General features: G+C 39.6%; 17 protein-coding genes, 2 tRNA genes and 1 pseudogene. 14 read left to right on the top strand and 6 right to left on the bottom strand.

Annotated features, from left to right (window positions below):
• Positions 1-207, top strand: a pseudogene (locus tag ACTCNA_RS14510) (tRNA uridine-5-carboxymethylaminomethyl(34) synthesis GTPase MnmE); the annotation flags it as partial.
• A 4-nt stretch (positions 208-211) separates the two neighbouring features.
• Here the strand turns inward: ACTCNA_RS14510 and ACTCNA_RS14505 are convergent.
• A complete protein-coding gene (locus ACTCNA_RS14505; protein WP_462948649.1) occupies positions 212-907 on the bottom strand; it encodes a hypothetical protein in 696 nt (231 codons plus the stop codon).
• A gap of 338 nt (positions 908-1,245) precedes the next feature.
• Here ACTCNA_RS14505 and ACTCNA_RS14500 point away from each other — a divergent pair, with 338 nt between their 5' ends.
• Positions 1,246-1,971, top strand: a complete 726-nt coding sequence (locus ACTCNA_RS14500; protein WP_462948648.1) for a DUF6088 family protein — start codon at positions 1,246-1,248, stop codon at positions 1,969-1,971.
• A gap of 74 nt (positions 1,972-2,045) precedes the next feature.
• On the top strand, positions 2,046-2,930 hold the full coding sequence (locus ACTCNA_RS14495) for a nucleotidyl transferase AbiEii/AbiGii toxin family protein (protein WP_462948647.1): 885 nt from the start codon (positions 2,046-2,048) through the stop codon (positions 2,928-2,930).
• Between the two features lie 134 nt (positions 2,931-3,064).
• Here the strand turns inward: ACTCNA_RS14495 and ACTCNA_RS14490 are convergent, their stop codons facing one another.
• Positions 3,065-3,904 carry a hypothetical protein gene (locus tag ACTCNA_RS14490; protein WP_462948646.1) on the bottom strand — a complete coding sequence of 280 codons (840 nt, stop codon included), beginning with the start codon at positions 3,902-3,904 and terminating at the stop codon, positions 3,065-3,067.
• Positions 3,905-4,584: 680 nt separating this feature from the next.
• Between ACTCNA_RS14490 and ACTCNA_RS14485 the strand changes: the two genes are divergently transcribed.
• The 11 genes from ACTCNA_RS14485 (at position 4,585) to ACTCNA_RS14435 (ending at position 16,148) form a co-directional block, all read left to right on the top strand.
• Positions 4,585-5,160: a pentapeptide repeat-containing protein gene (locus ACTCNA_RS14485; RefSeq protein WP_462948645.1), complete on the top strand. Its 576-nt coding sequence runs from the start codon at positions 4,585-4,587 to the stop codon at positions 5,158-5,160.
• The gene (locus tag ACTCNA_RS14480; protein WP_462948644.1) at positions 5,157-6,272 is read left to right on the top strand and encodes a serine hydrolase domain-containing protein; all 1,116 of its coding nucleotides are present in this window, start codon (positions 5,157-5,159) and stop codon (positions 6,270-6,272) included. Before ACTCNA_RS14485 ends, ACTCNA_RS14480 begins: the two co-directional genes overlap by 4 nt.
• Positions 6,273-6,298: 26 nt before the next feature.
• Entirely contained in the window at positions 6,299-7,399 is a 1,101-nt protein-coding gene (locus ACTCNA_RS14475; RefSeq protein WP_462948643.1) for a DUF4185 domain-containing protein, read from the top strand.
• Between the two features lie 52 nt (positions 7,400-7,451).
• Positions 7,452-7,901 carry a hypothetical protein gene (locus ACTCNA_RS14470; RefSeq protein ID WP_462948642.1) on the top strand — a complete coding sequence of 150 codons (450 nt, stop codon included), beginning with the start codon at positions 7,452-7,454 and terminating at the stop codon, positions 7,899-7,901.
• Between the two features lie 326 nt (positions 7,902-8,227).
• Positions 8,228-8,779 carry a TetR/AcrR family transcriptional regulator gene (locus ACTCNA_RS14465; RefSeq protein WP_462948641.1) on the top strand — a complete coding sequence of 184 codons (552 nt, stop codon included), beginning with the start codon at positions 8,228-8,230 and terminating at the stop codon, positions 8,777-8,779.
• A gap of 4 nt (positions 8,780-8,783) precedes the next feature.
• Complete coding sequence (gene fabF, locus ACTCNA_RS14460) at positions 8,784-10,028, top strand: beta-ketoacyl-ACP synthase II (RefSeq protein WP_462948640.1); 1,245 nt, start codon at positions 8,784-8,786, stop codon at positions 10,026-10,028.
• Positions 10,029-10,285: 257 nt separating this feature from the next.
• On the top strand, positions 10,286-12,739 hold the full coding sequence (gene pheT, locus ACTCNA_RS14455) for a phenylalanine--tRNA ligase subunit beta (RefSeq protein WP_462948639.1): 2,454 nt from the start codon (positions 10,286-10,288) through the stop codon (positions 12,737-12,739).
• 62 nt (positions 12,740-12,801) lie between these two features.
• Positions 12,802-12,999: a hypothetical protein gene (locus tag ACTCNA_RS14450; protein WP_462948638.1), complete on the top strand. Its 198-nt coding sequence runs from the start codon at positions 12,802-12,804 to the stop codon at positions 12,997-12,999.
• Positions 13,000-13,167: 168 nt separating this feature from the next.
• Positions 13,168-14,079: a DMT family transporter gene (locus ACTCNA_RS14445; protein ID WP_462948637.1), complete on the top strand. Its 912-nt coding sequence runs from the start codon at positions 13,168-13,170 to the stop codon at positions 14,077-14,079.
• Positions 14,080-14,150: 71 nt separating this feature from the next.
• Positions 14,151-15,155, top strand: a complete 1,005-nt coding sequence (locus ACTCNA_RS14440; RefSeq protein ID WP_462948636.1) for a phosphotriesterase family protein — start codon at positions 14,151-14,153, stop codon at positions 15,153-15,155.
• Between the two features lie 126 nt (positions 15,156-15,281).
• Positions 15,282-16,148, top strand: a complete 867-nt coding sequence (locus ACTCNA_RS14435) for a universal stress protein (RefSeq protein ID WP_462948635.1) — start codon at positions 15,282-15,284, stop codon at positions 16,146-16,148.
• A 9-nt stretch (positions 16,149-16,157) separates the two neighbouring features.
• Here ACTCNA_RS14435 and ACTCNA_RS14430 read toward each other — a convergent pair whose 3' ends face one another.
• From ACTCNA_RS14430 to ACTCNA_RS14415, 4 genes are all read right to left on the bottom strand, one after another.
• The gene (locus ACTCNA_RS14430) at positions 16,158-16,643 is read right to left on the bottom strand and encodes a DUF7004 family protein (protein WP_462948634.1); all 486 of its coding nucleotides are present in this window, start codon (positions 16,641-16,643) and stop codon (positions 16,158-16,160) included.
• A 43-nt stretch (positions 16,644-16,686) separates the two neighbouring features.
• Positions 16,687-16,932, bottom strand: coding sequence for a hypothetical protein (locus tag ACTCNA_RS14425; protein ID WP_462948633.1), 246 nt, complete (start codon positions 16,930-16,932; stop codon positions 16,687-16,689).
• Positions 16,933-17,110: 178 nt separating this feature from the next.
• Positions 17,111-17,195 (bottom strand) — tRNA-Tyr (locus ACTCNA_RS14420).
• A 109-nt stretch (positions 17,196-17,304) separates the two neighbouring features.
• Positions 17,305-17,378, bottom strand: a tRNA-Thr gene (locus ACTCNA_RS14415).
• Between the last annotated feature and the right edge of the window lie 69 nt (positions 17,379-17,447).

The raw sequence follows: 17,447 nt of genomic DNA, 5'->3' as shown, positions 1-17,447 counted from the left end.
GTCACCAACGCCCGCCATTACGAAATACTAAAAAGTGCCCACGAGGCTATTGTGCGTGTTTTGAACGGCCTCGATTCCGGCCTCTCCGGCGATTTCCTCTCCCAGGACATCCGCGAATGCCTCCACTACCTCGGCGAAATTACCGGCGAAATATCTACAGACGAGGTACTTGGGCATATTTTTAAGAATTTCTGTATCGGAAAGTAACCTTTTAGAAGGTAACTAAATCTCTAATTATTATAGGATTTTTAAATGCATCATTTCCTGTAGGACCAATATGAGACAATGTAATTTTAATTTTTGTATTATTCTCGGTGAACTTTGAAATATCAAACACAAACAAATATGGATCAAAATTCAAAACTTTATATTTTTCATTCGTATAATTAGAAATAAAATCAGGACTATAAACTAAATTCCATGTTTTATCATCTGACATAAAAGTCCTTCTAATTCTGCCATTTGCTATTTTTGCACCATGTTCTCTATTTATTATATGTGATTTATCCAAAATTATATCATTTATTTTAACCTGAAGTAAATAATATGCTCCAGCTTCATGTGGATAGTTTACTCTGGCTTTAAAAGAAAGATATTTTGTAAAGTTCTTAATTTTTTCGTCAATAGTAAATTCATTTTTCCATTTTATTTCTTCTTCACCGTTTTTAATGTCAACATTTTCAACTTTACGATTGGCTTCAAGAATGTCTTTTTTAAAATAAATTTTGAGACCACCCAGTTCAATACTTTCAACAAATTTTGTTGCCCAGGGTGTGACCAGAAGAACAAGAAGAATTAGAAATACCGTATCAATTTTAAAGCCCCATAAATTAGTCTCATAAACAACAATGAGTAACAAGAAGATGAATGAAATCAAAACTCTGACAACTAAAACTTTTCTGATCATTTGATAGTTATTTTAGTATAAAATTAATCAATTTGATTAAATTATAGTATTTAGAGTTATAGTTCATTTACAATTGCTAATGAGTTGGGTAAAATAGCAATAACCTTTAAAGAAGAATTTCGTCCTTCAAATGAAACCGAAGGAAGTACTCCCCATAAAAGAAACCGATTAAGCTTGATAAACTTGGATATGAACCTTTTGCCACAATGACTTCACTTCCAATAAAAAATTGTATAGAATTGTTTATTCAAAACTTAGACATCTTGCAATTGAAAAAAGTAACGTTTTTACCGGCATAAACGTTACTTTTTATATCTTTGCACCCAATATCATTCACTATGAAGGTAACTGATAATGTAAGAAATAAGATAGAGAAATTCCCGGAAGGTTATGTATTCGGGTACAACGACTTTCAGGTTGAGCCGGAAAAGGAAAGCGCTTTAAAAATTGCACTGTTCCGGTTAATAAAAGCCGGTATCATAGAACGACTTTCAAAAGGCCGCTTTTACAAACCCAAAAAAGGGATCATTAAAAATCTTCGACCTGATGAATATGAGGTAGTAAAGGATTTACTGTTTGAAAATCGAAAGCCGGTGGGATACATAACCGGTTTGGGTATTTTTAATAAGCTGGGATTAACAACACAACTGTCAAATATTATACAGATAGGTGCGAACTTCGATAAAAAACAAATACAGCGCGGAAAATACAAGGTTAAATTTGTCAGGCAGTGGAATACCATTACCAAAAACAATATTTTCCTGTTACAACTATTGGATAGCATCCGATTTATAAAAAATATTCCTGATACAACTGTTGACCAATCATTTAAACGCCTTTCCTATCTTTTAAGCGAATTGGAAGAGGATAAAGTAAAATCATTAACAGATTTAGCCCTAAATTATCCAGCATCCACGAGAGCCCTGGCGGGTGCAATCCTTGAAAATTTAGGTTACACAAATATGGCCAATCGCCTTTTAAAAAGTCTAACCCCAACAACCTGGTATAATATTGATATTTCGAATGAATTAATACCGGATAAACAAAAATGGAAGATTAAATGAACCTGCACAACGAGACTGAAACTTTTAAAGCCGCAATACAAGAAACTTCTGATTATTTTGAGATTCGGGATTATTTGATTGAAAAAGATTACTGGATTACATTTGTATTGAGTCAGTTGGCAAGCAGTACATTTGTGAAATCTGTAGTATTTAAAGGAGGCACGTCATTGTCCAAAGCGTATGGATTGATTGACCGGTTTTCTGAAGATGTGGATATTGCTGTGATGAGCCAGCCGGACTGGACAGGTAACAAAATGAAAACACTCATCAGAAATGTGGAGAAGAAAATAACCGCAAGTCTCATTGAAACTGAAACTCCCGGCATTACGAGCAAGGGTTCGCGGTTTAGGAAATCGGTTTATCACTACCCTACTGTTCTTAAAAGTACAAAGACAGAAGATATTTCAGACAAACTGATTGTTGAAATCAATTCATTTGCTAATCCTTACCCAAATCAGCAGGCCACTATTCAGAGCATGATTGGCGAATATTTTCAGATTAATGGCGCCTTAGATATTATTGAAAAGTATGATCTGCAACAATTTGACCTAAACGTGCTCGACAAAAGACAAACATTATTGGAAAAACTGGTTTCCCTGATTCGTTTCTCATTTGATAAAAATTCCGTTCAGGGAGTTGCCGGAAAAATCAGACATTTTTACGATTTACACTATTTAATGCAAGATGAGGACTGTCTTTCATTTGTAAACAGAAAGTCATTTAAAACCGACTTTACAGCCTTGCTTGAGCATGATAAAGCTATATTTGATGATCCGGAAGGGTGGAGAACAAAAAAATACCAGGACTCTCCTATCTTGACTGATTTTGATAAATTATGGAAAAATTTGAAGCTTGTTTACACCTCTGAATTAGAAAAGATGGCATTTAAGGAAATACCCAATGAAAATAACATAAAAAAGAGCTTCAAAGCACTGATTGCTAAACTAAAAGAATCGTAATTTATTTTCCGTTTTCTGCTTTTGATTGTTATTCAAACGGTCAATTTCGTTGCCCATTTGATGCCCGATTGCCCTAAATGTCTCAAAATCAGAAGTAATTATTTTCTGTATCGGGAAATGAACAAGCAATAAAACTAAGCAATGGTTAACCCCGGCAAATCAATATGGTACATTTCCCATCCACCGTATTCACCCGGCTTTAACTTGAAACATCCATCACCTCTGAAATCGTATGTTTGACTATTGTTTTCGTATAAACCCCTAAAATGAATGGTAAAAGTTACTTTGGCATCAGTTTCTTCCCGATTGATTTCAAAAGTTTTTTCGTCGTATGTAACAACTTCAAATGAATCGAACGAGTCTAAAAAATTATTGATGCAATCAATAACATTTTGTTTATCCACTTTGTTTCCAACTGAATCCTTGTGATTATCGGTATCAACATATAGCATATCGTAGCCTGTTCCACCAATATTTTCCATCTTTGCCATTGTCATTCTAAAAAAATAATCAATAGCCTGTTCAATATCAAATTTTGCATTTGGGTGAAATTCTTCGTAGGTAAAACAGCTCATCATCCCTGGTATCCGAATATCATCCATTTCATGTTGAAATAGTTCTTCCGTAATAAAGCGGTATAATTCAGCATCTTCAACTTCACAAAGGGTGTTTAATGCAATATTACTTTCACCCATCAATTCAAATAACCGCTCCAACTCATTTGAAATTTCATGTGGTTTTAGTTCATCTTTCGTTTTGAAAGAAGGCTTATCCATATATTCCCAAACAGTGATAGTTTTTGCATTATCAAACTGTTTTTCAAACTCGTCGATTGAATTCAGCCATTGATTTTCCATTTCCGGGGGAAGTTCACTATACTCAGAAAAATGGGCTCCGTACTTCTCTTTCAGCTCTTTCTTTTTTAATTCATTATCAATTTTCTTGTCGTAATAATCGTCTGCTTTTTTACTCATTTTGACAGGTTTTACCTTTTCTGATACTTTACCAAAATCATAGTAAAGTTAATAAAAACCGGGCACGCAATAGAATAGAATGGTTCGATTTCTTTATTAAGGAGCCGGAGTAATTTCTCGGCGATGACAACAAGGCCGAGTAAAAACAGAATTAATCTATCACAAAACCCAACCCAGAAACAATTGCTGGCATTATTTTTTATATTTCTGCGCTGAAAATTATTAACGATGAAGGTAGCTGATAGTGTAAGAAATAAGATAGACAAATTCCAGGAAGAATGGAAAACGAAAAACTATCAGTACTCCCCTATCCTAACCAATTTTGATAAAATCCCCACTGAAAAGTGTTATTCCAACTTCCGTCGGTTGTCGGACAGACAATTTGATGAGCAAAGCGAAATCGGGATCTTCCCCATACCGTTCAGTTTCCATTCAAAATAAAATAATTCGTCCCAACCAGTCATACAATTATAAAACGCCTGAGACTAAAATTTACCGAGAAATAGCAGCAATTCATTACTAATTTTCCTTGTCTGTCATTATATTTACCAAATTCTTTTAATCTGCCAATAATATGGCATCGATTCATGGAGCAGTTTCTTAAAGAATTTTATAACGAATGGAATGGGTAGTCGTAAAGCCACCGAAAATATAAAACACCACAATTAATAATTCAGAAAATGCAGGAAACATACATACACGACAAAATATTTAGCCAGAACGATTTTACACAAATCCCGCTCACAAATGGCGAATACGAAAATTGCACATTCAATAATTGCAACTTCGCAAGCAGCGAACTATCCTGTTTTATTTTCACGGACTGTACATTTAACAGTTGCAATTTGAGCTTGGCGAAACTGACAAAAACAGCATTTCGGGACTGCCATTTCCGCGACTGCAAAATGCTTGGACTCCGGTTTGATGCCTGCAATGAATTTGGACTTTCTTTTTCGTTTTACAGTTGCCAGCTTAATCACTCCTCGTTTTACAAAACAAAAATTAAAAGAACGGTTTTCAAAAATTCGCAACTACAGGAAGTAGAATTTGCAACGTGTGATCTCACAAGTTCTGTTTTTGAAAATTGTGATTTATCGGGTGCTGTTTTTGAAAATACGAATATTGAAAAGGCTGACTTCCGGACCTCTTACAACTATTCCATTGACCCTGAAATTAACCGGATTACAAAAGCAAAGTTTTCAATTTTGGGCATTTCAGGCCTTTTAGAAAAATACAACATTACCATAGAAAAATGAGAAAATTAGTAACCACAATTATTGGTTTATTCTTAGTTGGATATACCTGCTGCCAAACTCCGGCAGCCGCAGACGGACTAACAAATACCAGTTCCAAAATTTCCTGCGAACAAACTGAACTCATTTACGAAAAATCAAAATCGTTTCCTGAAAACACCCAACTCTCGGTTGCCATTATCGACAGCGGTTTCGTAAAATTTTTCGGGGTCAAGCGAATCAATGATACCATTCAAAAATTCAATAATCGCCATAAAATATTTGAGATTGGCTCAATCACCAAGATATTTACTTCTACCCTGCTGGCAAATTTTGTAACAAATGGCAAACTTGAACTGGACACCCCCATCCAGGATTATACCGGCCTTGAAATGAATACCGGCAAAAAAATAACTTTTAAACAACTGGCCAATCATACTTCCGGCCTCCCCAGGCTACCTTCCAATTTAAATTTACTTTTTGTCGATCCCGCCAATCCATATAAAAATTACGACGAAGAGAAACTAAAGGAATATTTAACTGAAAAAATGAAACTCCAGCGATCGCCTGGTGCCGGATTTGAATATTCAAACCTGGGAGCAGGACTTCTGGGATACCTTTTGGCCGGCATTTCAAATAAAACTTATGAGGAGTTGCTGAACGAGCATATTTTTTCAAAATATGAAATGGCATCGTCAACAACCGACCGCGATAAAGTGAAAGACAAGCTCGTAAAAGGGCTTGACGGCAAAGGAGATGAAACGGCCAACTGGGATTTGAATGTGTTGGCTGGTGCCGGCGGAATTTTATCTTCGTCCGATGACCTGGCCAGGTTTGCCATCGCCCAATTTGACACGAACAATGCTGAACTTAACTTAACGCGGCAACCCACTTTTACTGTAAGCGACCAAATGCAAATGGGCCTGGGATGGCACATCATAAAAGCCAATAACGGAAAAACCGAAATATTTTGGCACAATGGCGGAACTGGCGGATATACCTCGTCAATGGCGTTGGACACCGAAAACAAACACGGAATAATTATATTGTCGAATGTTTCTGCTTTTCATCAGGAAACCGGAAAAATTGATGATTTGTGCTTTGGACTGATGAACACATTGTGGAAACAAAACTAAATACATGGTCATAAATTTCTGAAATCATGCAAAAAATACTACTGATACTTTGTTTGTTCCCATGCTTTTTAACGGCACAGGAAAAGAACATTACTGTAAATGAAACTGACAATTCAATTTTCAAAAAGGATAAGTACTGGCGGGGTGCTGATGGCGCTGCAACCGTTGAACTCGGACAGGGTAAAATTCTCTGGTTGTTCAGCGACACCTTCATCGACCAGGATGGAACGGGGAAAAGGATGAATTCAAAACATTTGATTCGAAACAGCATTGCCATTCAGGATTCAACCTCATTGCACGCTGATTTAGCTTTCTGGCATGGCGGAACAAAACAGCAACCTGACGATTTTTTTGAACTGCCCGGCAACAACTGGTTTTGGACCGGTCATGGAATAGTAACCAAAGGTAAACTTGTCATCTTTCTTTTTGAAGTTACTGCTGTAGAAAGTGGAATGGGTTTTGAATCCACAGCGTGGCACATCGCTGTAATTAACAATCCCTCGGACCCGCCGGATAAATGGGAAATAAACTACCACAAGGGGCCTGATACTTATGGAGTGGTTGTGGGTTCTTCGGCCGTTTTGCAAGATGAAAACCATGTTTATGCATTTGGAGTGAAAGAACCGGGCACACACGAAACCTATTTACTTCGGTTCGAAAAAGAGAAGCTCATAAATGGTGACTTCTCAAAAATGGAATGGTGGAGCGACAATAAATGGACCGATAAAATTACCGAGGAGCCGAAAGCCTCTTCCTTGTTCACTGGTCAAACTGAATTTTCAGTACATTACGATCCTGAATCAGAAAAATATGTTCAAATACAAACCTATGGCTTTGGCAGAGCATCAATTGGGTATCGCCTTGCCGACCAGCTATGCGGTCCGTGGTCTGAGCCTGTTATTTTTTACACACCCCCGATAAAGGAGGAAAAAGAATATGTTTACACCGCCAATGCACACCCTGAATTTCAGTCGGATGAACTTATTGTTACATACAACATAAATAATTTTGATTTTGAAAGGTTAGTGAACGACGAAGAAATTTACTTCCCGAAGATCATCAAAATTACCCTGAATAACAATATTGATACCTTCCAAATATTTAAGGACGAATTGAAAAAATACTGAAAGGTTGAAGATTAAAAAATTAATTGTTTTATTTGAGGGATAATCTTTTAATATGGGAAAAACGAGACGTGGGTTGTTTTCAGGAACTGCCAAAGGAGATGAAAATTCAAACCCCAATAAAATTGAATTACAGGATTGCCAGTTTGGAGGCGAAAAGTGTAAAGAACATCTTTCTGTTATTAATGAAAACTATTTGAAATTTCAGGAATACCGGCACAGAAAGGATTATAAAGAATCGATTGCTGCATTAAAAGACGCATTTGATAAGACCATTGAACTGCATGATGATCCCTGTCTGAAATGCGCGGCTCTCTTTCGGGATACTATCACCGAGTCGCTGGAAAACGTCCATGATGAACTGCAAGGTATGTCAACCGGGATATTCAGAAAAAAACGTTACGAGCCGAGTCGTCTTGAAGCACGCTATGTTTTAGATGAGTTTCAGAAAGAACTTTCAACTGATACTTTTATAAAGCTAAAAAAAAGTAATAAGTTGTGCTAAACCCCATTGCCCAATTCCCCTTCGTACTGCCCAAAATGAAAGAGGCAAACTGTGCCCGAAAATGCAAAAAATGATATCTATTTCATTCCTGAACACTTTGTCGGCAAACAAAACCAGCTGTATTTTCTTCGTCGTTTCCCATTAAAATAAATTCATGTCCACTTTAATTTTTAGTACAATTTTTAGAGTGGGCTCATATTTTGGTTGTAAATAGTCGGACGAAAAATAGAAGAAACGAATGGATGTGAACATACCCCCAACCTAAAAAGCTTTAGATTTTTTTAAAAATATTTGCCTACTAACTAATAGGTAGGTATATTTGTATAATGAAAACAAAGGAAAAAATTATACAAATAGCAGATATACACATCCGACAAAAAGGGTGCAATGCATTTAGTTTCAGTGACATATCTAAACACTTGGGAATAAAAAATGCCTCAATTCATTACCATTTCCCTTCGAAATCGGATTTGATTATTGCCATCATCCAAAAACATTTAAAACAATTAGAAAATTTCGAGCTAAAGGTCAAAAATCACTCTCCATTGAATAAAATAAAGATGTTTCTGACTGTTTATTCTGTCGCAAAATCAGAAGATAAGATTAGTATTTTAGGCTCTCTGACGAATGATTACCTCACTTTTGAGTTAGCTATTCAAAATGAACTTAAAAAACTTACTGACAATACCTTAAGTTGGTTGACCAAGACACTTGAAGAAGGAAAGGGTAAAGGTGTTTTTAATTATACGATTGATGACAGGAATAAAGCCTTAATGATTATTACGAATATTCTTGGTGCGGAGCAACTGTCAAGATTAACTTATAACCAAGATTTTCAGCAAATAAAAGAGACAATAATAAACGATTTAATCCAGTAATAGTATGAAACGAGTAGTTATAACCGGGATGGGGGCATTGACCCCTATTGGAAATAGTGTGAATGATTTTTGGGAATCGCTTAAAAATGGCGTTAGCGGAGCAGCACCGATTACAAAATTTGACCCGGAAAAATTCAAAACAAAATTTGCATGTGAACTTAAGAATTTTGACCCGTTGAATTATATCCCAAAAGCTGAAGCAAGAAAATATGATTTATTTACACAGTATGCTTTAATTGCTGTGGAAGAAGCCATAAAGAACAGCGACACCAATTTCGAAAACCTGAACAAAAACCGCATTGGTGTTATTTGGGGGTCGGGTAATGGAGGCATTGGCACCTTTCAGCAACAAATAACTGAATTTGCACAAGGAGATGGCACACCACGGTTTAATCCTTTCTTTATTCCCAAAATAATTGTAGATATAGCTTCGGGTGTTATTTCAATTAAATACGGCCTGCGGGGAATAAATTTCACAACCGTTTCAGCTTGCGCTACTTCCAATACTGCCATTATTGACGCTTTTAATTATATCAAGTGGGGAAAAGCAGATATGATAATAACAGGCGGTTCAGAAGCACCTATTACAGAAAGCAGCGTTGGCGGTTTCAATTCATCAAAAGCCTTATCAACATACAACGAAAATCCTAAAATTGCTTCAAGGCCTTTTGACATAAATCGGGACGGTTTTGTAATGGGCGAAGGTGCAGGCGCAATTATCCTGGAAAGCTATGAACACGCTGTAGAACGCAATGCACCAATCATTGCCGAAATTGTTGGGGGTGGTATGGCAGCAGACGCATATCATCTTACAGGTACACACCCGGAAGGCGAAGGAGCATATTTAGGAATGATTGCAGCCTTGGAAGATGCAAATATATCAACTGAAGACATCGACTATTTAAACACTCATGCCACTTCAACACCACCAGGCGACATCAGTGAAATGAAAGCAATAGAACGAGTATTCGGCACACAAAACAAACTAAACATTAGTGCAACAAAGTCAATGACAGGACATTTGTTAGGTGCGGCAGGAGCAGTCGAAGCAATTGCATGTATCAAAGCTATTCAAAACGATATTGTTCCACCAACAATTAACGCTGTGGACATAGAACCCGATTTTAAAGATAGTTTTAATCTGACATTAGGAACAGCACAAAAAAGACAAGTGAATTATGCTATGAGTAACACCTTTGGATTTGGCGGTCATATCGCGACAACTATTTTCAAAAAGTATTCTGAATAAAAGGCAACAAGTAATCGAGTAGATATCAGGTGAGCCGTTAAGGAGAAAGCTCTTCAATTAACGGCTCTCTCTTTTTAGAATCGGTCATCTGACAACATTTTAACTGCCAACTGGCGGTCATCCCGTTAAGAACTTTATGTATGCAGAACTTTAAATCATTTTGCACGCATTCCCCTATTCATTCCAGATGCGTGGCATTCAAATAAAAAATATTTACTTTTGTCGGATTCATAAAAATTGAGCAAAAACCATTAAAAATGAAGATATCGTATTCCTGGTTAAAAGATTACATCAAGCTGGATCAATCACCCGAAGAAGTTTGCGAAATACTCACCCAAACCGGTCTGGAAGTGGGGAGTCTGGAAGAAGTGGAAACCGTTAAAGGTGGCATGAAAGGCCTGGTAACGGGTAAAGTGCTCACTTGCGAGCCGCACCCCGATTCGGATCACCTAAGCAAAACCACGGTTGACATCGGCACCGGCGAGGAGTTGCGCATTGTCTGCGGGGCACCCAACGTAGCCGCCGGCCAGAAAGTAGTGGTGGCACCGGTGGGTACAACGCTCTACATGGGCGACCAGGAACTGACACTGAAAAAAATGAAAATCCGTGGCGAGGTTTCGCAGGGAATGATTTGCGCCGAGGATGAAATCGGCATCGGAACCGACCACGAAGGAATCATTGTACTCGATGAAACTACCGAAATCGGTCGCCCGGCCAAAGAGATTTTCAATGTGGAATCGGATTGGGTGATTGAAATCGACCTCACGCCCAACCGCATCGACGGGGCATCGCACATTGGTGTGGCCCGCGATTTGGCGGCGTTTCTGAACCAGCAGGAACCGACAAAATATACCCGTCCGTCGGTTGACGATTTTAAAGCAGATAATCACGATTTGGAAATCCCGGTGGAAGTAAAAACCCCGGAAGCCTGCCCGCGTTATGCAGGCGTAACCATCTCCAACCTCGAAATAAAAGAGTCGCCCGACTGGCTTAAAAACCGGCTGAAAGCCATCGGCCACACGCCGATTAACAACGTGGTGGACATAACCAACTACGTGCTTTTTGAAACCGGTCAGCCACTGCATGCTTTCGATGCTGCCGAAATTACTGGCAACAAAGTGGTGGTGAGCACGCTGAAAGAGGGCACTAATTTTACCGCCCTCGACGAGGTGGAGCGCGAACTGCACGCCGACGACCTGATGATTTGCAACACCGAAGCGCCGATGTGTATTGGTGGTGTGTTTGGCGGCATCCAGTCGGGCGTAAAAGAAACGACTAAAAGCATTTTCCTGGAAAGTGCGTGGTTCAACCCCGTTTACATCCGCAAAACTGCGCGCCGCCACGGACTCAACACCGATGCTTCGTTTCGCTTTGAACGTGGCACCGATCCAAACGGCGTAATTTACGCCCTCAAAAGAGCGGCGATGCTAATGAAAGAGCTGGCCGGCGGAATTATCACTTCCGAAATTGTGGATGTGTACCCCGAAAAAGCCGAACATTTCCCGGTGCATCTCTCATGGTTCAACCTCAGACGGTTGATTGGAAAAGAGCTGGGAAAAGAACAGGTGAAATTAATCCTCACCTCACTGGAGATAGAAATTGAAGGCGAAGACGAAAAGGGCCTCGATTTAAAAGTTCCGCCTTACCGCGTGGATGTGAAACGCGAAGCCGATGTGATTGAAGAAATCCTGCGTATTTACGGATATAACAACGTGGAAACGCCTTCACAGATAAGAGCATCGCTGCAATATGCGCAAAAGCCCGACCCGGACCAGTTGCGCAACCTGGCCGCCGAAATGCTGACTGCCCAGGGATTCAACGAAATCTGGTCGAATTCGCTTACCAAAGAAGCACATTATGAAGGACTGGAAAACTACAAACGGGAAAATACCGTGAACCTGCTGAACCCGCTCAGCGCCGACCTGAACGGAATGCGGCAGACACTGCTGTTTGGCGGGCTGGAATGCATTTCGTACAACGCCAACCGGCAGAATAAGGATTTGAAACTGTATGAATTCGGGAACTGCTACTTCTTTAAAGGCACTGAAAAGCAACACAACCCGGTGAGCAATTACCGAGAAGAGGAGCATCTCGGGTTGTTTATTACCGGCACCAAAGCAACCGAAAGCTGGGAAGAGGAGCAAAAACCGAGCAGCTTCTTCCAGTTGAAATCTGTTGCCGAAAATTTATTGAAACGCTTTGGATTTAATTTGGAGCAGCTCCAGGTTTCAGGCACTGAAAATGAATTGTTTGCTGAAGGACTGAATTATCAAAACAATAATAAAACAGTGCTCGAAATGGGCATTGTATCTAAAAAATTCCAGATGAAATTTGAAATCGACAACCCGGTTTACTATGCCGATTTCTGGTTTGATGCGGTGCTCGATCATCAGCAAAAACACGTGGTTACTTTTAATGAATTGCCTAAATTCCCGTCCGTGCGCCGCGATTTGGCATTATTGATTGACAAAAATGTTACCTTCCAGCAGATTAAAGATGCAGCTTTCAAAGCCGAACGGAAAATACTGAAGGATGTTGGCCTGTTCGATGTGTATGAAGGCAAAGGAATTCCGGATGATAAAAAGTCGTACGCCGTGAAATTCACCCTTCGCGATGAAAGCCGCACCCTGAAAGACAAGCAGATTGACAAAACCATGAAAAAACTGCTAACTGCTTTTGAGCGGGAGCTGGGCGCGCAATTGCGTGGGTAGTAGATTCTTTTTATCTTTATAAAAAAAGTGAGATGGCACGCGAGACGATACTAAAAAAAACGGTGGAAAAACTGGGTCACCTTTCTGAGGATAAGTTAAAAGAAGTAGACAAGTTTGTTGAAAATCTTCTCAGAAAAACAGATGATAAAATACTCACTGAAGGTATTCAAAGATTAACAAGTGATTCCAAATCATTTGAATATTTAAAAAACGAGGAAGATATTTATACGGTTAACGACCTAAAAGAAAAATACAAATGAAAAAAGGAGACATTATCCTGGTTCCTTTTCCATTTACTGATTTATTGGGAAATTAGGAGAACTTCAAGATCATGCCATAAACAAAATAAATCAAAAGTTGATTCAGATCTTACAACTTCAGGAATAATACGGTTGGTTTTCTTTTAATTAGCTCAATAAATAATAATCATGCAAAACCAAACAAAAGGCATTATTTATGCTTGTGTAACCGCCTTCTTCTGGGGCTTTCTGGCCATCGCATTAAAAGTGGTGGTGCAGGAAGTTGACCCGGTTACCATTGTTTGGTTTCGCTTTTTCATTGCGTTTGTAATATTACTGGGCTGGCAGTTGTACAGGCAACCCTCCACCCTGAAAATTCTGATTAAACCACCGCTTTTACTTGTTCTGGCAGCCATTTCGCTGTCGTGGAATTACATGGGGTTTATGCTCGGTATTGAATATACCACACCAAGCAACGCCCAGCTGTTTATCCAGTTCGGGCCACTTACGCTGGCGCTGGCAGGCTTCCTGATTTTCAAGGAAAAACTCTCGCGCCGACAGATGATTGGTTTTTTTGTGGCGCTTGCCGGGTTTGCCTTTTTTTACCGCGATCAGCTGCTGGCATTTTTCGATGGAAAAGAACAGTACAACCTCGGCGTTTTGTTTACACTGAGCGGTGCACTGGCCTGGGCCGCTTATGCTACCATGCAAAAAAAGCTGGTGACGGTTCATCCCGGACAAACGCTCAACCTGTTCCTGTTCGGATTTCCGGCTGTGGTTTACCTGCCGTTTATCAATCTGGCACCGGTTCTTCAACTTCACTGGAGCTGGTGGCTGCTGATTTTCTTTCTCGGCGCAAACACTTTTATTGCTTACAGCTCGCTGGCACAAGCGCTTAAATATATCGAAGCCAATAAAGTGAGTGTCATAATTTTTCTGAACCCAATTATCACCTTCATTACCATGGGAATTTTGACTTCGCTCGAAGTGAGTTGGATCATCCATGAACGATTTTCGCTGGCCACGATTTTCGGTGCAGCACTGGTTATTTCGGGAGCTTTTCTCGTTGTCAGAAAAAGAAAAGCAGGAAAAGTAAAGTGAGGTTTCTTTAACGCTAACTTTTATTTTTTTGAATTCCCCTGATTTTGTATCTTTTCAAAAATTTTGAAATAATGAATACTTACCGTCTGCTTCTGTTCAGTTTTTTGGTTGGCATCTTTTCGTCATGTAACATTCACGAACCCAAAGTAATTACTGTTGATGGTGAAATTCCTGCGGGTGCAATGGGAAAAACCCTGCACCACGAGCATTTACTGGTTGATTTTATCGGGGCCGACAGCACGGGTTACCATCGCTGGGACCGCGACAGCGTGGTGGAGAAAGTGCTCCCCTATCTGCTTGAGATAAAAAATTTGGGCTACAAAACGCTGGTGGAATGTACACCTGCTTATTTAGGCCGCGACCCGGAGTTGCTGAAAATACTCAGTAAAAAATCGGGCATTCAACTCATTACAAACACAGGCTATTACAGCGCGGTGGATGCCAAATTTCTGCCGGAACACGCTTTCACCGAAACCGCCTCTCAACTGGCCGAACGCTGGATTGACGAATCACGCAACGGAATTGAAAGCACAGGCGTTTATCCCGGATTCATAAAAATTGCCGTTGAAGGGAAACCGCTTGAAGAAATTAACCGCAAGGTTGTTGAAGCTGCTGCCATTACACACAAAGCAACCGGATTAACTGTTATGTCGCACACAGGCCCTGCCCTGCCCGCTTTTCAGCAAATTGATATCTTAAAAAAAGCAGGCGTTCATCCTTCAGCTTTTATCTGGACACATGCACAGAATGAACCCGATTTTAACAAACATTTTGAAGCCGCACAAATGGGCGCCTGGGTTGCTTTCGATAACTTCACCCCTGACAATCTTGAAAAATACGTAAAATTTGCCCGGGAAATGAAAACCCGCGGATTGCTGCATAAACTGCTTTTTTCTCACGATGCCGGCTGGTACAAGCCCGGGGAACCCGGAGGAGGAAATTTCAGGGGATTTACCGACATCGAAAACAGTTTAATTCCCGCATTGCGCGATGCCGGCCTCAGTCAGCAGGATATCCACCAGCTTTTTGTAACAAATCCCGCAAAAGCATTCCAGGTATCGAAGCGATTGCAGTAGTTGTATTTCCATTTTAATAAAATATTTGAGAACTTTTTCGAAGATAAAAATATGTTTTACAAAATATATGTAAACCAGCAACCCTAAAATTTCGTATATTAGGGGTAAACGAAAAATTAGTATAGAATGCGGTACAGAACAAATAACATATTAGCACTTGTACGTCCCAATAAAGAAGGAGAAGGAGTATTAAAGCAAACTCTGTTTTTCCAGAAAACATTGGGGATGCGTATTTTTATTTACAACATTATTGATAAACCCTCTTTTTTTAAACGTTTGTTTAATCCCAGAACAAGCGAATATTTACAAAAAGAAGCACTTAAGCACCTGCAGGAGGTTGTAGAACAATCCATACAAGGAAAAGTACGCGACAATTTAACCTACAGGGTAAAAATGGGAAATCCCGGGAAAGTATTGTTACGGCAGGCCAAAATGGGTGGTTATGAATTTATGATTATCGACAAAAGTGAACCCGAAGGTGGTTTAACCAGTGAAGAAACTGATAAAATAATCAGCCGGTCAGAATGCCCTGTGTTATGCGTAAACAAGAATTATTATGTAGGTGAAATTAAGAAAATTGTCATCCCGGTAGATTTTTCACAATCAACAAAAAAGAAACTGCTGTGGGCAACCTATTTTGCAAAAAAGTATGGAGCAACCATAAAAATTGTATCCGCCCTGAGTTTGAATATTTCTGCAAATAAAAGCCTGGCATGGAAAAATGCCGAAAAATTGAAGCAAATATTGCTGGAAAGGGACATTAAATGCGATGTGGATATTTTAAAAGCCAAGGGGAAGGAAAAACATGAAGTCATTCTCGACTACATTCATAAAGAGAATCCGGGGTTGATAATTCTCCGTACCCACCAGGAATCAAACATGGCAGGCACACAAATTGGAAAATTTGTTTCTGAAATTGTGCACGGAAGCCAGATTCCTGTATTTACAGTTAACCGTTTTTTAAATCCCATGCCTGTTGATTTTGAGTTGTAATTTTGAACGTTAAAACCCCCGTTTTTTCATTAACCGGTGTAACTCCATCCACTTTTTCCCTTTGCTAAATACAGCAGCCTCTTCGGGTTTGAAATTTTCAATTAAAACCTGGTGCATTCCCAGTCTTTTAATCCGTTTGCCCAAAATGGCGTTTCCCTTGTTTTCTTCGGCTATCATCCCCGCATACAATACGTTAAACCAGATTTCAACTTCGAGGGCATCTTTTTCATAAAACCGGCTAAGGAAATGGATTAGCTTCAGTGTGTCAGGATCTACCTCGGGTTGGGTGCGGTTAAAAATAACTACAAAATCATCATAAATTTTCCGGGAGCCATATTTTTCGCCCAGTTTTTTAAGTCGCGAAAAATACTGAATATCCGTGGGGGCAAAGCGTTTACCATTTGAGCGTGTTACAAAAACACACCAGTCATCGAAACTGCCGGTGTCAAATTCAATAAAACCGCCGTTGCTGAATTGATTTATCCTGTGCGACATTACTCATTATTTGTTAGCATGATAAAAATAACGAAAATGCGCGTTAAAATCCTAACCCCAAATGAATTCCGGCCGAAAAGTGGGTGTGTTCTTTGTTAAAACCAACCCCCAGCATGGGGTTCCAGGTGAATGCCGGAAATGGTAAATTCAAAAACACTCTCAGCATGAAAAGCCGGCAAAACTTCTGTTTCGTTTTCCTCTTTTTCAAAAACGACTCCTGGCCCGTCATTAAAGGAAAGAAAAATGAACCATCCGGTAATTCACCAAAAAATTCACACCATTGTGCCATTCTTCACCTTTAATTCCTTCGTAACCTATCCCGATACTCCATTTGCTTTCGGTATTTAAAAATAAATATTAAAACCATACCTTTTCAAACTTTAGGTTTTCGGACATAGCTGAAAATCACTTACCCCAGGGAAAGCATTAAGGCATAAAAAAGCCCCACATCTTTTTGATGCAGAGCTTGGTGGGGAGAGCAGGATTCGAACCTACGAAGGCTTAGCCAACAGATTTACAGTCTGCCCCGTTTGACCGCTTCGGTATCTCCCCATTAATTTTATGAACTTCATTTTTAAATCCGGCTTAGCCAGCCAACAGATTTATCCCGAGCACTCGGAACCCCGTTTGACCGCTTCGGTATCTCCCCGGATTTTTTTTGAGCCGAATCTCAGATTCGAACTGAGGACCCCGAGATTACAAATCACGTGCTCTGACCAACTGAGCTAATTCGGCTTTTATGCAATATTTCAAATTTACTCTGCCTTTTTACACCCTGACTGAGGACCCCGATCCGCCAACCGG

It is taken from the genome of Tangfeifania sp. (assembly GCF_055108615.1).
The sequence above is the reverse complement of the archived record's forward strand: the minus strand, read 5'-3'. Positions and strand labels throughout refer to the sequence as shown.

Bases quoted from the DNA above. Each gene is read 5' to 3' on its own strand.
- ACTCNA_RS14505 (WP_462948649.1), bottom strand. From the start codon at position 907: ATGATCAGAAAAGTTTTAGTTGTCAGAGTTTTGATTTCATTCATCTTC.
- ACTCNA_RS14500 (WP_462948648.1), top strand. From the start codon at position 1,246: ATGAAGGTAACTGATAATGTAAGAAATAAGATAGAGAAATTCCCGGAA.
- ACTCNA_RS14490 (WP_462948646.1), bottom strand. From the start codon at position 3,904: ATGAGTAAAAAAGCAGACGATTATTACGACAAGAAAATTGATAATGAA.
- ACTCNA_RS14485 (WP_462948645.1), top strand. From the start codon at position 4,585: ATGCAGGAAACATACATACACGACAAAATATTTAGCCAGAACGATTTT.
- ACTCNA_RS14480 (WP_462948644.1), top strand. From the start codon at position 5,157: ATGAGAAAATTAGTAACCACAATTATTGGTTTATTCTTAGTTGGATAT.
- ACTCNA_RS14475 (WP_462948643.1), top strand. From the start codon at position 6,299: ATGCAAAAAATACTACTGATACTTTGTTTGTTCCCATGCTTTTTAACG.
- ACTCNA_RS14470 (WP_462948642.1), top strand. From the start codon at position 7,452: ATGGGAAAAACGAGACGTGGGTTGTTTTCAGGAACTGCCAAAGGAGAT.
- ACTCNA_RS14465 (WP_462948641.1), top strand. From the start codon at position 8,228: ATGAAAACAAAGGAAAAAATTATACAAATAGCAGATATACACATCCGA.
- fabF (WP_462948640.1), top strand. From the start codon at position 8,784: ATGAAACGAGTAGTTATAACCGGGATGGGGGCATTGACCCCTATTGGA.
- pheT (WP_462948639.1), top strand. From the start codon at position 10,286: ATGAAGATATCGTATTCCTGGTTAAAAGATTACATCAAGCTGGATCAA.
- ACTCNA_RS14445 (WP_462948637.1), top strand. From the start codon at position 13,168: ATGCAAAACCAAACAAAAGGCATTATTTATGCTTGTGTAACCGCCTTC.
- ACTCNA_RS14440 (WP_462948636.1), top strand. From the start codon at position 14,151: ATGAATACTTACCGTCTGCTTCTGTTCAGTTTTTTGGTTGGCATCTTT.
- ACTCNA_RS14435 (WP_462948635.1), top strand. From the start codon at position 15,282: ATGCGGTACAGAACAAATAACATATTAGCACTTGTACGTCCCAATAAA.
- ACTCNA_RS14430 (WP_462948634.1), bottom strand. From the start codon at position 16,643: ATGTCGCACAGGATAAATCAATTCAGCAACGGCGGTTTTATTGAATTT.
- ACTCNA_RS14425 (WP_462948633.1), bottom strand. From the start codon at position 16,932: ATGGCACAATGGTGTGAATTTTTTGGTGAATTACCGGATGGTTCATTT.